The organism is Vibrio splendidus (assembly GCF_001557875.1).
Taxonomy (GTDB): domain Bacteria; phylum Pseudomonadota; class Gammaproteobacteria; order Enterobacterales; family Vibrionaceae; genus Vibrio; species Vibrio splendidus_F.
In genome coordinates this window covers 247,030-263,918 of the sequence record NZ_LNRF01000005.1, presented here as the reverse complement: position 1 = coordinate 263,918, position 16,889 = coordinate 247,030, and the positions used below count along the sequence as shown (strand labels likewise).

The window sequence follows — 16,889 nt, the reverse complement described above, 5'->3', positions numbered from 1 at the left end:
GGATAAGAAAAAGACAAGATTGTATCTGAACATTAACGCGCACTTCACAGTAGATTGACAAGTCTCTAGGCGAATTGCCATAGATTTGACGTCACTAATTTGGCTTTTCGCCTTCTAGGGACATGCGCAACATACAGTTCAAATAATCCGAACAATTAACATCCGTAAAAAACAAATTACTAAAGATGTTAAATAGAGAGTCTGATGTCTAAATTAGAATCAAGACATTGAGTTAATTATCAGAAGGTTAATGTTTTAATGAGTGAGTTTTCACAGTTGTTACGTAACTTCAGAAAGGAACTTCAATTTACACAAACAGAGTTTGCAACCTACTTAAATCAGCTGGACGATGACTTTAATGCGGTTGACGTCGTAACAATAAATCGTTGGGAAAACAGTAAGGTAAAGCCTAGTGCATACAAAGCACTCAAGATATTACAATACCTTGGTGGAGATTTATTTGAGACAATAAAGAGCTTTAAGTCCGAACAAAAAGACACACTAATCGAGTCGTTTTTTAACGAATCCTATGGTTCATTTCAAAGTAGAATTTCAGCTCTAGCAGGCCTGAATCAACAACAAGGCGAACGCAATTTTAAGTCACAGCCTTTAATGTCAGAGCCGTGTGACACTAGCGTTATCGACAGAATCAAACTACTGTCTAAATTCACAAAAGTCGATATTTCGCCACTGGACCAAATTGATTTATATCTCTATTACTGTGAGAACAAAGCTCACGGCCACAAGCTCATCAATACAGATGGCGACATTGTGAGTCACAATGTAGGCTTTTTCTTTGAAGACCATCAATTCGAGAATTTAAAGACTCAAGAGCTAGATCTAAGAATGGCTTGCTCTTTAAATTCAAGCAAAAGCATAAATTATTTTAATATAAGCTCACACTCAGAGACAAAAAATCATGTTATTGAGCATATAGTTTCAGATATAAAGTTACTTTCTCAGAACAAAAACATTAAAAAATACTCTGTTTTAGTAAAAGATCCAAACATGTTGAAACTATTAAAAAGAATAGGATTTGAAGTATTCAAATTTTCAGTACCCTCTGCTATACAGTCTAATATCACATTCAAAAATAAACATTATAGCTACTGTATATTAACGATTGATAAAATAGACTATCTGACGAATCGGAACGTAATGTCACTAATCAAAGATGAATATTCTACCATGATGAAATTTCCGCAATTACTGCGCGAAGCGCGCAAAAAATTAAAGTTAACGCAAAAGGATTTTGCGGCATACATTAATCACTTAGATGATGAATTCAGTTCTGTAGATGTCGTAACGATAAATCGATGGGAAAATAGCAAAGTAAAGCCAAATAATTACAAGGTTCTAAAGCTATTGGACTGCCTTGGTCTGGACTTGTATACAACGTTGAAATCCTTTGATTCAGAAGATAACGAAGACAGTGCACTACTTGAAGACTTCCTTCGTGAGAGGTTCTTTTCGTTTCAAAGCCGAATATCTTCTATCACTAAAGGGGAAATAGAAGAAGGCTGCGACTGTCAGATCATGCCACTAATGACAGATCAGGATGACAAAGCAGTAATAGATAGAATAAAGCTGATTTCACAATATACAAAAATGGATCCTTCAGCGCTTGAAACTATCGATCTGTTTCTCTATTGCAGTGAAAAAAAGGCGCATGGCAGAAAAATGGTCAATGTTAATGGCGATATTGTTAGTCATAGCCTAGGTTTTTTCTTCAATGAAGAGGTATTCGAGCAATATCAAAATAAGCATCTGCATATTAAGCAAGCCTGCTCTTTAGATTCTAATCATAACTTAAATTACATTGTGGTTAGCGGTCACTCTGAGAAGCGCGAACAATCTATTGCGAACCTAATTTCCGATATGAAGCTTCTTGCAAGAAATACTAAGATTAAAAAATATTCCATGATCATTAAGAATCCAAGTGCATTGGAACTTATGAAGAACATCGGATTTGAAATATGGAAGTTTTCAGAACCAACAGAAGAAAAGTCGAACATCACCTTCAAAAATAAAAACTACCGCTATTGCGTACTGACTATCGACAAAATTGAATTACTCAGCAATAAACATGTTATTTCTTTTATTAGTAAATATGGCTAAGCACCGGATATTACTAGCTATGCTAAGTTATGCTTGAGCATCTCTTCCAACGCTTGAACACACAATTGGATAGCGATTGGCGTATTTGAAGTAAACGGATTCAACGCATAAACCGTGTTGGTTGGTAATTCAAAACTTGGCATCAAGTCGACAACCTCACTAGATAACTGAGGAATACAGAAATCTGGAATCACACCGATACCAACGCCAGATTTGATCAAGGCAAGGCAGCTGTGGAAAGAGTTTGTGGTGCAGCTTGCTTGTTGTTGGTAAACGAAGTCTGTTTCGGTGTGAGAGGTAAAGTAATGAGAGATCTGCTTCCCCTGCCACGAGTTAGCGATATAAGGGATAGAATCAAGTTCGCGTTTGCGCATGCTTTCAACACCACACAACACGTCTTTAAACTCGCCTAAGCGTTTCTGCTTTAAGTTGCTGTCACGAGAACTGCCCACTCGTACCGCAAGATCAATATCGTGCTCCATGAAATCTAAATGCTGATCGTCGCATATCAGTTCTGGCTTTAGCTTCGGATATTGCTTCATCAGATCCGCAATAACAGGCGCAACCAACAAGTCCATCAACGCATTCGGAGCCGTGATGCGAATCCGCCCCTGAGGCTCTTGCAACTCAGATTTCGCCATATCCCATGCCGATTCGGCGATCACGTTAATATCCTTACAACTTAGATAGAACCGCTCTCCCATACTGGTCAAGGTTTGTCTTCGCGTTGTCCGTTTAAGGAGAGAAGCACCGAGCTCTTGCTCTAGAATTTTGAGATGTTGACTGACAACAGATTTAGACAGCTCTAGCTTTTCAGCCGCGGCCGATACTGAGCCTTGCTCTACGATATGAGCGAAAATCGACATCTGCTTTAGCTTACTCATTTTATTGTTCTCTTTTTACAAACAGTATTTTCTATTATCTCTGTTTTTCAAATCATTTTCCAAGACTAAACTCAATCCAACTTATCGAGATACCGAATCAAATACACAGTGTTCGAAACAAGACTGTTATGGAGAAAGACAATGTTAGACAACCAAATTTTAGAAGCATGTAAGCAAGGCATTAACGCGTGGCAAAAAGCTTTCAACAGCCAAGATGCAAAAGGTTGTGCAGACCAATACACAGAAGCTTGTGTGATGGAAGCTCGTCCATTCGGCACTTTTGAAGGTCGTGAAGCGATTCAAGCATTTTGGCAAAACATCATCGACCAAGGCTTCAAAGACGTTGATTACACCGATGTTCAATGGGAAGAGCACCCAGAAGGCGGCTACATTCTTACCGCTAGCTGGACAATGAACAAAGCGTTTGGTGTTGTACATCGTGAACATTGGGCACTTGAAGCCGATGGCTGCGCTCGCTTAGTCAGCGACGACTTCGAAGTTCAAGGCGAACGCTAGAGCGGTAATTAAAGGCTAGAAGCTCAAAACTCAAAATAGAAACAGAAAACAAAAAGCCAGCAATCCAAATGGACCGTTGGCTTTATAATGTTCACTCTTGTCGCCCTTTCACTTGATTTGAAGGTGATTGAGTGACTCTACACAATCACTCAACACGCTCATCATTTCAAATCAAACTGTCTAGTAAGACACAGCAAATACAAGTCAAAGTTACAGTGCTGCTTTCTTCGCTTCTGTAATCCAACCATCAAACGTGCTTTGGTTCGCTTTAATCCAACCGTTTACGTGCGCTTCGATATCCGCAGAGCTGTTCTTACCTTTACTCATCATCATGTTCTGAGCACTTACATCATTGATGTTAAGTTTGATGATTTCGAAAAGCTTCGCTGCTGATGGGTTGTTCTTAGCAAACTCTTTGTTCGCAATAATGCGCATTGAGTTCATTTCGAAGCCGTAGTTCTTACCGTTGGATAACGTCGTATCCACGTTCGAACGCTCGCCAGGAAGTGCTGAGAAAGGCACTTCTAACCAAACTACATCTTCGTTAGGCACCAATACGCCACTTACCCAGTAAGGTGTCCACGTGTAGTAAAGGATTGATTCACCCTTTTGGTAACGAGAAATCGTGTCCGCAATGATTGCAGCGTAGTTACCTTGGTTGTGAGTCACCGTATCGTCGAGTTTGAACGCTGAAAGTTGGTGTTCAATCACCATCTCACAACCCCAACCTGGGTTACAGCCTGTTAGGTCTGCTTTGCCATCACCGTCCGCATCAAACAGCTTCGCGATTTTTGGATCCGTTAATTGACCAATGTTAGTGATGTTGTACTTTTCAGCCGTTTTCTTATCAATTAGGTAACCTTGAGCAGCGCCGCTTACATATTGGCCTTCACGATAGAATTTCTCATCACCACCTGCCATTGTGTATTTATCAGCATGAAGCGGGAACCAACCTACCGTTAGGAACGTTGCGTCACCCTTTGCAATCGAGGTGTAGCCTACGTTGTAGTCCACTTCTTGAGTTGATTTCACGTCATAACCCAGTTCTTCTAGAGCACGGTTAACGATCAATGTTTGGAATGTCTCTTCCGCTACAGACGATTGAACAGGCTGAACTGATACGCCCTCACCCGGTAGGCTTGCTGCCCACACGTTAGTCGATACCGCTAATGTCGAAACGATGCTTACTGCGAGTTTACTCTTCCATGAATTATTCATTGGTATTTTTCCTTAATTGAAGTTCTGATTTGTTACCGCGATTAAGTACATTCAGTACAAGGGAAACAGGTCCCATGCGATACCAGCGTAACTTTGTATTACCAGCGTTGACACCCAGTACTTGGGTGATGCGGTCTAATAAGATGGCTAAGATAACGATGCCTAAACCACCAACAGCGGCCAGTCCCATATCCAAACGGCCAATACCTCTCAGTACCATTTGACCTAAACCACCTACCGCGATCATTGATGCGATAACCACCATCGACAACGACAACATCAGTGTTTGGTTCACGCCGGCCATGATGGTTGGCAATGCAAGTGGCAGTTGAATTCGGTAAAGCATCTGTTTTTTGCTAGCACCGAATGAGTGACCCGCTTCGATCAATTCTTCCGGCACTTGCTGAATACCTAAGATGGTCAAACGTACAACAGGAGGAAGTGCGAATATGATGGTCACCACGACACCCGGAACGTTACCGATACCAAACAACATTACGATTGGTACTAAGTAAACGAAGGCTGGTGTGGTTTGCATAGCATCCAAAATTGGGCGCACGAATTTAGCTGCCGTGTTACTTCGGGCGAGCCATATCCCCATGGGTAAGCCAATCAATAGGCAGAAGAATACGGACGTCATGACCAGTGACAATGTGGTCATTGCTTCAGACCAAGCGCCAATCAAGCCAATGAAAGTCAAAGACACGGCCGTTGCAACACCAAGCTTCAGGTTTGAAAACTGCCACGCCACTAGAAACAATATGATCAACATGAAGGGTGCTGGTGTAGACACCAACGCCGTTTCAAATGAACTTAGAATAAAATCGATAGGCACACGGATCGCTTGGAATAATGGGCGACCGTGCTCAACTAACCAATTCAGTCCAGACTCAACCCAAGTGTCCACAGGCAACACAGCCTCTGCAAAAGGGTTCAGTGGATCAAAAGGTGTCGTTTCAACGGTTTCGCTACTTAACCAATCTGCTGATGGTGAGGTATCAGCGGCTTGACCCCAAGGATCACTTGCAGGTTGAGCTGCAGGAGCCGATTGAGACCATGGGTCATTATTTTTTTGTTCAGACGACATGATCTACCCCTTATCCAATGTTTGTAACAGTCGTGACTTAGTTACCACGCCAAAGTAATTACCTTGCTCATCCACAACAGGAACTGAGTAAGGCACACCACCAACTAGGCCAAGCACATCATTGATTGGTAAATCAGGGTTCAGCGTTAATCCATCATCGAGCTGCGCGCTGACGAGTGATTTGTTCTCTTTGTGAGCTTTACGAAGCGAGTCAATAGAGACAATGCCGGAGTAACGACTGCTCTTCTCAACTACGATGCCGTATTCGCGGTCGTTATCCATTAAAATTTGTAGAGCGGACGCTGGGCCGTCGTGTTCTGATTTCTTAAATACTGCGGCCGGCTTCTTACGCGCAATGTCTTTCACAGTAAGTACGCTTGCTACATTCACACCGCGGAAGAAAGCTTCGACATAATCGTTAGCTGGGTTATTAAGAATATCGTCTGGAGTACCTACTTGAACCACTTCACCATTTTGCATAATCGCAATTCGGTCACCGATACGCATCGCTTCATCCAAATCATGCGAGATGAAAACAATGGTTCGTTTATCGTCATTTTGCAGGCGAATAAGCTCATCTTGCATTTCAGTACGAATCAAAGGATCGAGCGCCGAGAATGCTTCATCCATTAACAAGATATCTGGGTCACATGCTAGTGCACGAGCCAAACCCACACGCTGCTTCATACCACCAGACAATTCATCTGGGTAAGACTCTGAATATGCGCCAAGACCTACACGCTCTAGCGCTTCAAGTGCTGACTGCTTTCGTTGTTCAACTTCAACACCCGCAAGCTCTAGACCAAACGCGGCATTCTCGATAACCGTCATATGCGGCATCAAAGCGAAATTTTGGAAAACCATGGAGATGTTGTTGCGGCGAACTTCGCGGAGTTCATCTTCTGAGATGTGGGCAATGTCTTTGCCTCGAAGAAGCACATTACCTTTGGTAGGTTCAATCAAGCGGTTGAGAAGGCGTACTAGGGTTGATTTGCCAGATCCTGACAGTCCCATTATGACGAAAATCTCGCCTTCTTGAATACTAAGAGAAACATCGTTAACGCCGATCGTTAGCCCTGTTTCTTCGAAAACTTTATCTTTGTTCGCGCCTTCATTAATCATTGTAAAAGCACGATCGGTGTCTTCACCAAACACCTTGTACAGTCCCTTAACTTCCAGTATGGGATCCATATAATCTAATCCTTTCTTAGCTATTTTAACTTAAAAATGGTTATTTAAGCTCGAAAAACGATTAGCACTCTAAGTAAATAATGAGTGTAAATCAAGGAGCTTTGTTCGGTAAAGCAAGGGAACAACCCGAAACCACACCAACAACTCCAAGCTCAAAAAACAACCCATAACACAACAAGATCTTGATAATTAAAAGGATAAATTAGACAAACATACGACCAACATTATGTATTACTTACACATAGATTATTGAATATTAATTTTACATTAGAGCAATTAATAGGCTGGATGAGCCAAGAAAAGCCACAATTAGTTCGTGCACAAACAATTCGAATACAAACTATTTATCAAGGTTTCATGACGTTTCAGAGGCGAAAGTTCGCTCGACAACAAAGATAAGATCGACTCTCAACCTCTATAAAAACCAAAGGTCAACCGGCTAAAGCCAGCGAGTCGAAATCAACTTTTTCAACCAAGAATTTTAATACATCACACCAACTGTGATACTTGCTGCAAACTCTCAATTGATGATTATCTAAGCCGGACTTCAACTTGTAGAGTGCTCATTGCTGAGCCATTCTTTATACAAGAAATAAACATTTTTCCGTGACGAAATAGAGAAAAGACAAGGAATTCGAATGATAAAAATGTTGGTGTGTGACTTTGACGGTACGCTTGATGGTGGTTCATCTCACGGTGTTAACCAGTTGTTTGATTACCTCTCAGAGCAACCTGATATCCGCTTTATCATCGCGACGGGAAGAACATTACCTTCGATTCGAATGGGTTTAGAATCGAATAACTACCCGAAACCACACAGTATTATTAGCGATGTGGGCACGAAAATTCATCATGTTCATTCCCAAAAACCAGACCATATTTGGCATAACCAACTGGAAGCTTCTTGGAACAAATCAAAGGTAGAGACAGCTCTCGCACCCCTTGATTTTATGGGTGAGCGCATAGAAAATCATCAAGGCGATTACAAGATCACCTTTGAAGGGAAGCTATCGGAGCCTCAACACGAACTGATTGAATCTAGCTTGGAGATGCACGGTTTAGATGTTCACCTTACTTACTCTCATGATTGGTACTTAGATATCACACCAAAAGGCGTTAACAAGGCGACTGCGATTCACCACCTACTCGAACAACACGATTTGAGCGTTGCGGAAGTGTGTGTCGCAGGTGATTCAGCTAACGACACCTCGATGCTCACCATTGAGGGCGTAAACTCGATATTGGTCGCTAACCATTATCCAGAGGTTGCTCACCTATCCGACAGAGACAATGTGTACACCAGCACAGCAACGCACGCTGAGGGTGTGTTAGAGGGACTCAAATACTGGCAAAAGCGAGCGTCAAGCATCCGATAAACGCCAGTTATCCATTAACAACAGATTCTAATCAAACAGGCTTCCGGCCCTACTTCCAACCTGGGAGCCAATTTTGATTATCTGTAAGCTCTCGCCAATTGATGTTTTCTTCTCGTTTGGTCATTACCGCCTCTATCATACAGCGCACTACCTCCCCTTCATCAAATTCGACTTCTGTGACCATAAAGTGCTTTTCCTTCTTCACAGGGCTAACGGCTGTCCATTTGCTGCGAAGTAGTTTCTTTGGGTTGATCCGGTTCATTGGTTCTTTCCTGTCTTAGTTTATTAACACTTTATCTATAATCCTCAAAGAGTTAAAAAGATCACTTCAAGTTAAAAAGGCCCACGATTCAAACCCTGGTAAGTCATAACTAAAATCAATAAAACAAATCGTAAACTCGATACAATAGTTGTCACCAGAACAGAAACCTACTTCCCATGAACCAGACAGAATTCCAGCAAAAAATAGCGAGTTTCACCTCCATCGAACAAGCGCTTGATTACTTTGAAATTGGGTTTGATAGCAAGTTCATCGAGCAAAACAGAATCGAACTCGTTAAACGATTTAATGGTTATCTGATTCTTGCTAAACCCGATGATTGGTTCTCAGGAAGAAGAGCGCTGAAAAATGCTTATTGTAAGGTTCAACGCAGCAAGTTAGATCGCCACACGCGTTCTGCCTGTCGTGGGTGTACCACTTGCCAACGTCGATAGGTTGGAAGTACAGTTCAAAATAGAGAACTAAAAAGTAGATAGTTGAAATAACATCTCATTACGATTTAGTTAGTGGTTTGCTCGAAAAAAAGTGTGCTAGTCTTACGGCAACTCAACTACGAGATAAAAACTACAATGAAAATTTTCAGCAATTTCGAAAGCGGCAACATTCACGTCGTTTCAGCAGATTCACCACAAAACATTCAACTGACTATCCCAGCAGACTACCAGACTGAAATCTCTCAGTGGTTCCACTTCCGCTTAGAAAGTGAAGCTCAACAAGCTCACCACTTTGAAATCGGTCAACTGGCAACGTCTGCCTACCCTGAAGGCTGGAAAGATTACGATGTGGTTGCATCGTATGACCGTGAAGAGTGGTTCCGTATCCCATCTCAATTCGATGGCGACACACTAAGCTTCGACATCATCCCTGAACACGATTCAATGTACTTCGCGTACTTCGCACCGTACTCATACGATCGTCACCAAGATCTTCTGCACAGTGCTCAAACGCACCCAGCTTGCAAGCTTGAAACTCTAGGTCACACACTAGACAACAACGACATCACTTTGCTAACTATCGGCGAGCCAAGTGAAGAGAAGAAAAATATCTGGGTTATTGGTCGCCAACACCCTGGCGAGACTATGGCTGAATGGTTGATCGAAGGTCTACTTCAACGCCTACTTGATGAAACGGACACGGTAGGTCGTTCACTGCTAGACAGCGTTGTGTTCCACGTTGTTCCTAACATGAACCCAGATGGCAGCATCCGCGGCCACCTGCGTACTAACGCGATCGGTGTAAATCTTAACCGTGAATGGCAATCACCTTCTATGGAACGTAGTCCTGAAGTTTTCCTAGTTCGCGAGCGCATGCTGCAAACTGGTGTTGATATGTGCCTTGATATTCACGGCGACGAAGCGATTCCATATAACTTTGTTGCTGGTAGCGAAGGCACACCTTCATACAATGAGCGTATTGCTAAATTAGAGAACCACTTCAAGCAAGCGCTACTGACGATCACGCCAGAGTTCCAAGATGAGTTTGGTTACGACAAAGACGAACCAGGCAAAGCGAACATGACCGTTGGTACAAACTGGATTGGCGAGCAGTTCAAGTGTTTGGCTTACACGGTTGAGATGCCATTTAAAGATCACATCAGTCACGCTGACGAACTTTACGGCTGGTCTCCAGAGCGAAGTGTCGCGTTTGGTCACGACATGCTAGCCGCAGTTTGGGCTACAGTAGACGAGCTATAAGGCGAACTAAGCTCATTAGCTTTACCTGTATCGCCTTTGGTTTATAAGAATCTGGGCTATAGATATAACAAAGCCCAACACTTGTGAAAGTGCAGGGCTTTTTAATCTCTGCTTAGAATAAGCTATTTTCGCCTTAAGGAACCTAACGTCAGTCGCTTTTAAGCCACTCTCAGGCTTGCAAAAAATACCGGGTATCTTTGCCTAATATGCCTTTGTTCAGACACCATATCTTTGAAGCTTGGGCCTTGCGATAACTGAACGATCACTTCATCGCCCTCTTGTCTCAATACAGCACCACTAATATCGACACTATTGTTGTCATGTAGCCTCAAGGTGCCGGCCATTGAAAAGCCGCGATAAACCGGAATGATGTTACGCATCATTAAGCGCACACCCTTTTCAGACACTTCACTGACATGAAAAAGTTCATCCTTAATTCGCATCACCGGACGTGCCTTTTGAGGGTACTTTAATCGGTAATATTTGCGTTTCTGGGTGAATGAATCTTCACGCATTAGTGACTCCCTGTCTCTGTTATTTCGGTCAAGCAATAGACTTTAGCTTCAATTGGTTTCAAACAAACACATTCACCAAATTGATAGCTAATTATTATATCGACTTTCCGAGCTAATGCTTTAGAGATTTATGCAGAGAAACACAGATTGCTTAGCATTCAGTAAAAAATGAGAACTGAATCGGAAATGAAAACTGAGACGGGCATGAGAACTAAGCCGGAAATGAACTAAACCGATGACTAAAAACCCAACTCTTCGCGTCGCACCCTAAAGCTGAAACAATGCCAACTGAATGCTGAAGCCCACGAATAGAATCCCACACACAATGTTCATCATTTGCGAGGTGCGCTTTTGAACCAACAAGCGCTTAAAGGTATCCGCCATTAAGATCACAACCAAGAACCACATCGATACCACTGACGCCTGAATCCCACCAAGCATGAGACTGTCTGTCACAATCGCATCTTTTGAAACAAATTGAGGGAATATAGAAAGATAAAACAGGACGATTTTAGGATTCAGAAGATTAGTGAGTAGCCCTTTGAAAAATTGGTTATATAACTTACTTCCCGATGCACTTACCACAGAAAGTACGCCCTCTTGAGCGCGCAGTGCCGCACGAAAATGGTTATACCCAAGCCAGACAAGATACAAAACCCCAGCCCATTTTAGCCCTTCAAAGGCCATGGGGGTGTTCGACAGTAACAGACTTATGCCGTTGGCCGAGATAAAGGCATGAAAAAAGAAACCACATGACACGCCCAACACGTTCACAAAGGCGAACAGCTTCCTTTGAGTTAAGGCTGTGCTTAATACCAATAAAGCATTAGGCCCCGGAATAATGGCAATAAAAAACACGATAACAATAAACAGCCAGATACTGTCCCAACTCATTTCGATCTCATTTCATGAACATTTTTAGGGCGGACATTGTACGTCCATTAATTGCCATTACAATATGATAAACGCTTAATTATCACGTATGGCTAACATATATAATTCGCGCGTATAATGAATACGTTTATCGTGTAACGTACAAAACTGATTCTCTAACATTTGCAGCCCTGTTAGACTCCACATCCCTTTTGATACTTGGTTCATTTATGTCATTTGATAGCCTAACCCTTAACGCAAAAACCGTGTCCGCGCTCCCATCTCAATTCAATAAGCCTACAGAGATACAGCAAGCGGTAATTCCTACAATTATTACGGGGAAAGACGTACTTGCATTGGCTCAAACGGGTAGCGGTAAAACATTGGCTTTCGGCTTACCTTTGCTGAACAACATCAATCATGATGTAAATGAACTGCAAGCACTGATCATCGTTCCAACGCGTGAGCTCGCATCTCAAGTGACAGAATCTTTAGAACCGATCGCGATGGCGCTCAATATCAAATTCGTAACGCTAACGGGCGGTGTGAATACTGATGATCAACTGCAACAATTATCCACTAAACCACAATTAGCCGTCGCCACACCAGGCCGTCTACTTGCTTTAATTAAAAGTGGTGAACTGGATGTAACTCAGTGTCAATCATTGGTTCTTGATGAAGCCGATCGATTAATCGACATGGGCTTTTGGCCGGATATTCAAGCGATTACCGCAGCTCTGCCAGCGAAACGACAATCACTGCTATTCTCAGCGACACTTCCTCCAGAATTGGTTAATCAGGCTGAAACGCTTTTATCAAACCCAGAAAAGATCACGACTCATCAAGAAAACAGCGTTGTCGCAACTATCGAAGAAACTCTGTACTTAGTGAACAAAGGCAGTAAAGCTCAAGCGCTCATTGCTCTACTCAATCAATACACATGGCCGCAAGTATTGGTCTTTATTGGCGCAAAAGACAATGCCGATGCATTAACCAAGCGATTGAACAAAGCCAAAATCAGTGTGAGTGCGCTGCACGGAAATAAGAACCAAGAAGAACGAGAGCAAGCATTAGAGAGTTTCAAAAATGGTGAAACTCGTGTGCTTATCGCAACCGACGTGATGGCTCGAGGCATCCATATTGATCAGTTACCTGTCGTGATTAACTTCGAGTTGCCTTCTCACTCAGCAACTTACGTACACCGCGTTGGTCGCACAGCAAGAGCAGGACGTACTGGCAGCGCGATCTCTCTGGTTAGCCACAGCGAAACTGACTACCTCAATGCGATTCGCACCCTGACCAATAAGCCGTTGGTGCTGCAACCATTAGAAGGTTTTCCTGTTACAGATAAACCTGCATCTGAAACGACAGCTCGTAAACGTCCGCCTAAAGACAAAATGGCTAATAGAAGAACAGCCAGAAAGAAGAGCATTAAGCAATTTAAATGCAAGCCAAGTTCTTCGAAATAACCACAGAAAGTCGATTAGCCCAGCTTTTACTGGGCTTTTTATATGCAACAAAACATAAATTCACACCTAAAAACCTCCCTAAAGATGCCAACTTAAATGACACTTTTGTGAATTATGATGCCAACGTATTGATTCTTGGTTGCTCAAAAAAAATACTCTTAAATCACGTTGACGCCCCTATATCTGGCAACTAGATTTTTCTATTAGTGTCTACAACAGGAGGTCATTGAAATGAAACGTGCTAGCTCTACATATCGATTACAACTGATTAAGGAAGTAGCAACCCGCCGAGATCGTCAACGTTCCAATGACCCGATGGCAAACTACATACAAACTCTAATAGATAATAAAGATGATTGTGATACCTCGGTGGAACGCAACCAGAGGTTCAGTGGCAGTCATTTTGATGAACATATAGGTGGTTGGGTAAGCGACCACTGGGGTAATAAGTAGAACAACGAGAGTAATCCAACCAGCATAGCCGCTGTAGTATTTATCTCCGCATTAACCTATCATCTGCAACAATTCCCTATCCTAGAGTAAGCAGAAAGTGTCTGAGTTAAAAAGAGAAAAAGAAGTGATGGTTGCCTTCCAAGTAATACCTCGCGTTAAAGAAGGCAACAACTTCGAAGTGGTTGATAAAGCCATTGAAGTTGTGAAAGCATCCGATGTGCCGTTCCAGGTTGGTGCGATGGAAACCACGATGAAAGGTGAACTCAACCAATTACTCGATATCGTTAAAAAAGCAGAACAAGCTTGCTACGATGCTGGGGCTGTAGAAGTGATCACAAACATTAAGATTCACAGTAAAACCACCGAGGCCGATGATACATTTTGCACGTACCATCGCGGTGTAACGAAAGCGAATCACATGTTTGTTTAATCACATTTTTGTTTCTAAAAACTGAGCTTTAAGAAAGACTCTGAAGAAAACCAGTGGTGTTATTGAAAAGGCATGTCTGAAAGATGAGAAAGGATTTCCATTCGTTCTTCTTCTGACATCGAATGCCAATCACGCGGAGTCTCTTCAGGGTCATCTTTCGCCCCGATCGGTTTTCGATCCAGTGCTTTGACTGGCTCTTTTTTGAGTTTTACGTTCTTTTTATTCATACCGACACCGCTCCTTCAGGTACAAAGGTACCTACCTTAATATTACACCCCAACCATTATGTAAAGTAATAGTTACCTCGGAGTTAAATAAAATCTAAATACTTCCTCTTTAGCCAAAAAGATCTCTTTGGGGACTGGTATTTCCCTCTTCATCGACCTGCTTACCAACCAAGTTTTTTTGCTTCATTATTTTTCTTCTATAGCGCTGACGACACAGCTTTATCACGTGCAATTGTTCTGACGGTGTCATCGACATCCAATTAAAGCGCTCTTCTCTCTTGCGCATACAACCATTGCAATAGCCTTTGTCATCGCTTGAACAAACCCCAACGCAAGGGCTTGGAACTTGGAAAAACTCTAACTGCTCCACCATGCCTCCTTACACATTCAAAATTACGCTTACTCTCTCAAAAATAAGCGATTAATTTGTCGCCTAGCTCATGAAATCCATACTAAACTATGACCTTATACTGACACATATAGTGTTTTGTAAACTATACTTTGAACCCATCAAGTTACACTTATCCGGTAACTTCGTTCTTTCCTTTGGAGCCTTATAATATGAAGTTTAGTTCAAAAAAATTACTAGCAGTAGCCGCTTTACCTATGATGCTAGCAGCATGCACAACAACAGGTGACAACGCGATGCAAGTAACACCAACCGATCTACAGCACCATAATTGGGAACTTGCGCAAATTGATGGCAAGGACATTGTGAAAAGCGAAGACCAAGCAGCTCCTCGTCTAGAGATCGGTGAAAAGATGACTGCAAATGGCATGGCTGGTTGTAACAACTTCTTTGGTCAAGGCGAGTTGAAAGACGGTCAATTCCGTATCAAGCAAATGGGCATGACAATGAAAATGTGTCATGGCTCTGCGATGGAAATCGAACAATCGGTTTCTGCTACTCTAAGTGAGTGGAGCGACGTAACGCTAACAAACGATACGCTAGTACTGAAAAACGATGTACACACGCTTACGTACACAATTCGTGACTGGGTAAACTAATCCGTCATCGAAACCAAATACTGATTAAAGGAGCCTGATGGCTCCTTTTTTATTATCAGCTTGCCCTCACTACTTCTTCAAAATTGACGCTCATCGCCGATTTTTCGTACCAACCTCCAACAAACCTCAAAAATCTCTCATTTAGATGCAATAAATTCAACGGTTCAGCGGTCTGTTGCTAGGATGGCAAAAGCCTAGAGTTTGTCGAGTTTTCGAGATGATTACATATCAAACAAAACTCGACAGCCAACTCCCTGCTTGTTCTCAAGTAATTGATTGAATTTACTGTTGAATTAGAATTTATTTGAGAAACAGATAGAATAACTGTAGGGAGTTTGAAAATACAATGCTCTTGCCCGTTCACTACCAAATGGAAAAGTTTATGAACAAGATAGTAAGTACGTTAGGAATCATGGCAACCGTTGCATACAGCGCAACCATTTATGCTGATGAAGCAACATCCACCGACAGCTGGAACCAAATAGAACAGCAGGCAGAGGGAGAAACTGTCTACTTTCACGCTTGGGGTGGGAGCCAAGAGATCAACCGTTACCTACAATGGGCAGGCAAGAAGTTACAAAGTGACTATGGCGTAACGTTAAAACATGTAAAAGTTACTGATATTGCAGAAACCACTACGCGCTTACTCGCAGAAAAAGCGGCAGGCAAAAACAGCGAAGGCAGTGTCGATATCGTCTGGATCAATGGCGAAAACTTCCGTTCAATGAAAGACAATGCGCTATTGTTTGGGCCATTTACAGAATCACTTCCAAATTGGCAGTATGTCGATAAGTCTCTACCGATTGATGTCGATTTCTCAGAGCCTACGGAAGGCTTAGAAGCACCGTGGGGGGTTGGACAACTGGTGTTCATTCACGACCAAGAAACACTGCACAACCCGCCACAATCGTTTTCAGAGATGTTGAGCTACGCTCAGGCTTTCCCTAACCGTTTAAGCTACCCTCGCCCACCTGAGTTTCATGGTACGAGCTTCATTAAGTCTTTACTGATTGAGCTAACCAACAACAGCCCTGAACTCGCTAAGCCTGTTTCAGAAGAGAACTTCCAAGCGATTACTGCACCATTATGGGCTTACTTAGATAAATTCCATAAAGTGGCGTGGCGCGGTGGCAAACAATTCCCAGCAGGCACATCGGAAAGCATCCAACTTCTGGATGACGGACAGATCGATCTCGCGATTACGTTCAATCCAAACTCTGTTTATTCAGCACAAGCAAGTGGTCGCCTAGCCGAAACCACCAAGGCTTATGCTCTAGAAAGCGGCGCTCTATCTAACATTCACTTCCTTGCGATTCCTTGGAATGCCAATGCAACCGCAGGTGCTCAAGTGACCATTAACTTCTTACTGAGCCCGGAAGCACAGTCTCGTAAGGGTGACCTCAATGTTTGGGGCGACCCTTCAGTTCTGAACAGCAAGTACCTCACTGGCAGCGCTAAAAACACTCAGCAATTTAAATCGGTTGATGAACCACACCCTAGCTGGCAAAACGCGCTCGAGAAAGAGTGGCTTAAGCGATACGGTAACTAGT

Annotated in this window: 19 protein-coding genes; 10 read left to right on the top strand and 9 right to left on the bottom strand. The window is 42.6% G+C overall.

Annotated features, from left to right (window positions below; all coding sequences use genetic code 11):
• The first annotated feature begins 258 nt into the window (after positions 1–258).
• Positions 259–2,118: a helix-turn-helix domain-containing protein gene (locus ATB74_RS14495; protein ID WP_061018993.1), complete on the top strand. Its 1,860-nt coding sequence runs from the start codon at positions 259–261 to the stop codon at positions 2,116–2,118.
• Positions 2,119–2,135: 17 nt separating this feature from the next.
• Here the strand turns inward: ATB74_RS14495 and ATB74_RS14490 are convergent, their stop codons facing one another.
• A complete protein-coding gene (locus ATB74_RS14490) occupies positions 2,136–3,002 on the bottom strand; it encodes a LysR family transcriptional regulator (RefSeq protein ID WP_060982782.1) in 867 nt (288 codons plus the stop codon).
• 141 nt (positions 3,003–3,143) lie between these two features.
• Between ATB74_RS14490 and ATB74_RS14485 the strand changes: the two genes are divergently transcribed.
• Complete coding sequence (locus ATB74_RS14485; RefSeq protein WP_061018992.1) at positions 3,144–3,518, top strand: YybH family protein; 375 nt, start codon at positions 3,144–3,146, stop codon at positions 3,516–3,518.
• Positions 3,519–3,728: 210 nt separating this feature from the next.
• Here ATB74_RS14485 and proX read toward each other — a convergent pair whose 3' ends face one another.
• The 3 genes from proX to proV are packed head-to-tail and all read right to left on the bottom strand — an operon-like array spanning position 3,729 to position 7,014.
• Positions 3,729–4,736, bottom strand: a complete 1,008-nt coding sequence (gene proX, locus ATB74_RS14480; RefSeq protein ID WP_017065372.1) for a glycine betaine/L-proline ABC transporter substrate-binding protein ProX — start codon at positions 4,734–4,736, stop codon at positions 3,729–3,731.
• Positions 4,729–5,823: a glycine betaine/L-proline ABC transporter permease ProW gene (gene proW / locus ATB74_RS14475; RefSeq protein ID WP_060982784.1), complete on the bottom strand. Its 1,095-nt coding sequence runs from the start codon at positions 5,821–5,823 to the stop codon at positions 4,729–4,731. The genes proX and proW overlap by 8 nt, the downstream gene beginning before the upstream one ends.
• A 3-nt stretch (positions 5,824–5,826) precedes the next feature.
• A complete protein-coding gene (proV, locus tag ATB74_RS14470) occupies positions 5,827–7,014 on the bottom strand; it encodes a glycine betaine/L-proline ABC transporter ATP-binding protein ProV (RefSeq protein ID WP_048614446.1) in 1,188 nt (395 codons plus the stop codon).
• A gap of 638 nt (positions 7,015–7,652) precedes the next feature.
• On the opposite strand from proV, the gene ATB74_RS14465 reads away from it, so the two are divergent.
• Positions 7,653–8,390 carry an HAD-IIB family hydrolase gene (locus ATB74_RS14465; RefSeq protein ID WP_061018991.1) on the top strand — a complete coding sequence of 246 codons (738 nt, stop codon included), beginning with the start codon at positions 7,653–7,655 and terminating at the stop codon, positions 8,388–8,390.
• 49 nt (positions 8,391–8,439) lie between these two features.
• Here the strand turns inward: ATB74_RS14465 and ATB74_RS14460 are convergent, their stop codons facing one another.
• Positions 8,440–8,652, bottom strand: coding sequence for a TIGR02450 family Trp-rich protein (locus tag ATB74_RS14460; RefSeq protein ID WP_061018990.1), 213 nt, complete (start codon positions 8,650–8,652; stop codon positions 8,440–8,442).
• 176 nt (positions 8,653–8,828) lie between these two features.
• Between ATB74_RS14460 and ATB74_RS14455 the strand changes: the two genes are divergently transcribed.
• Positions 8,829–9,104: a nitrogenase-stabilizing/protective protein NifW gene (locus ATB74_RS14455; protein ID WP_019824239.1), complete on the top strand. Its 276-nt coding sequence runs from the start codon at positions 8,829–8,831 to the stop codon at positions 9,102–9,104.
• 135 nt (positions 9,105–9,239) lie between these two features.
• Complete coding sequence (locus ATB74_RS14450; protein WP_061018989.1) at positions 9,240–10,364, top strand: M14 family metallopeptidase; 1,125 nt, start codon at positions 9,240–9,242, stop codon at positions 10,362–10,364.
• A 158-nt stretch (positions 10,365–10,522) separates the two neighbouring features.
• On the opposite strand, the gene ATB74_RS14445 is transcribed toward ATB74_RS14450, so the two are convergent.
• Positions 10,523–10,879 (bottom strand): hypothetical protein, encoded by a 357-nt coding sequence (locus ATB74_RS14445; protein WP_048658352.1) that lies wholly within the window; start codon positions 10,877–10,879, stop codon positions 10,523–10,525.
• 267 nt (positions 10,880–11,146) lie between these two features.
• Positions 11,147–11,773: a LysE family translocator gene (locus ATB74_RS14440; RefSeq protein WP_061018988.1), complete on the bottom strand. Its 627-nt coding sequence runs from the start codon at positions 11,771–11,773 to the stop codon at positions 11,147–11,149.
• Between the two features lie 209 nt (positions 11,774–11,982).
• On the opposite strand from ATB74_RS14440, the gene ATB74_RS14435 reads away from it, so the two are divergent.
• From ATB74_RS14435 to ATB74_RS14420, 3 genes are all read left to right on the top strand, one after another.
• A complete protein-coding gene (locus ATB74_RS14435; RefSeq protein WP_061018987.1) occupies positions 11,983–13,221 on the top strand; it encodes a DEAD/DEAH box helicase in 1,239 nt (412 codons plus the stop codon).
• A gap of 231 nt (positions 13,222–13,452) precedes the next feature.
• A complete protein-coding gene (locus tag ATB74_RS14425) occupies positions 13,453–13,674 on the top strand; it encodes a hypothetical protein (protein WP_017057116.1) in 222 nt (73 codons plus the stop codon).
• A 127-nt stretch (positions 13,675–13,801) separates the two neighbouring features.
• Positions 13,802–14,104 (top strand): thiamine-binding protein, encoded by a 303-nt coding sequence (locus tag ATB74_RS14420; protein WP_061018985.1) that lies wholly within the window; start codon positions 13,802–13,804, stop codon positions 14,102–14,104.
• 59 nt (positions 14,105–14,163) lie between these two features.
• On the opposite strand, the gene ATB74_RS24300 is transcribed toward ATB74_RS14420, so the two are convergent.
• Together ATB74_RS24300 and ATB74_RS14415 are read right to left on the bottom strand one after the other, a co-directional pair.
• Entirely contained in the window at positions 14,164–14,331 is a 168-nt protein-coding gene (locus ATB74_RS24300) for a hypothetical protein (protein WP_009846446.1), read from the bottom strand.
• A 109-nt stretch (positions 14,332–14,440) separates the two neighbouring features.
• Entirely contained in the window at positions 14,441–14,704 is a 264-nt protein-coding gene (locus tag ATB74_RS14415) for a DUF1289 domain-containing protein (RefSeq protein WP_081090123.1), read from the bottom strand.
• Between the two features lie 188 nt (positions 14,705–14,892).
• Here ATB74_RS14415 and ATB74_RS14410 point away from each other — a divergent pair, with 188 nt between their 5' ends.
• Entirely contained in the window at positions 14,893–15,339 is a 447-nt protein-coding gene (locus ATB74_RS14410) for an META domain-containing protein (RefSeq protein WP_004734625.1), read from the top strand.
• A gap of 382 nt (positions 15,340–15,721) precedes the next feature.
• Positions 15,722–16,888 (top strand): ABC transporter substrate-binding protein, encoded by a 1,167-nt coding sequence (locus ATB74_RS14405; protein ID WP_061018984.1) that lies wholly within the window; start codon positions 15,722–15,724, stop codon positions 16,886–16,888.
• The last annotated feature ends 1 nt before the right edge of the window (position 16,889 follow it).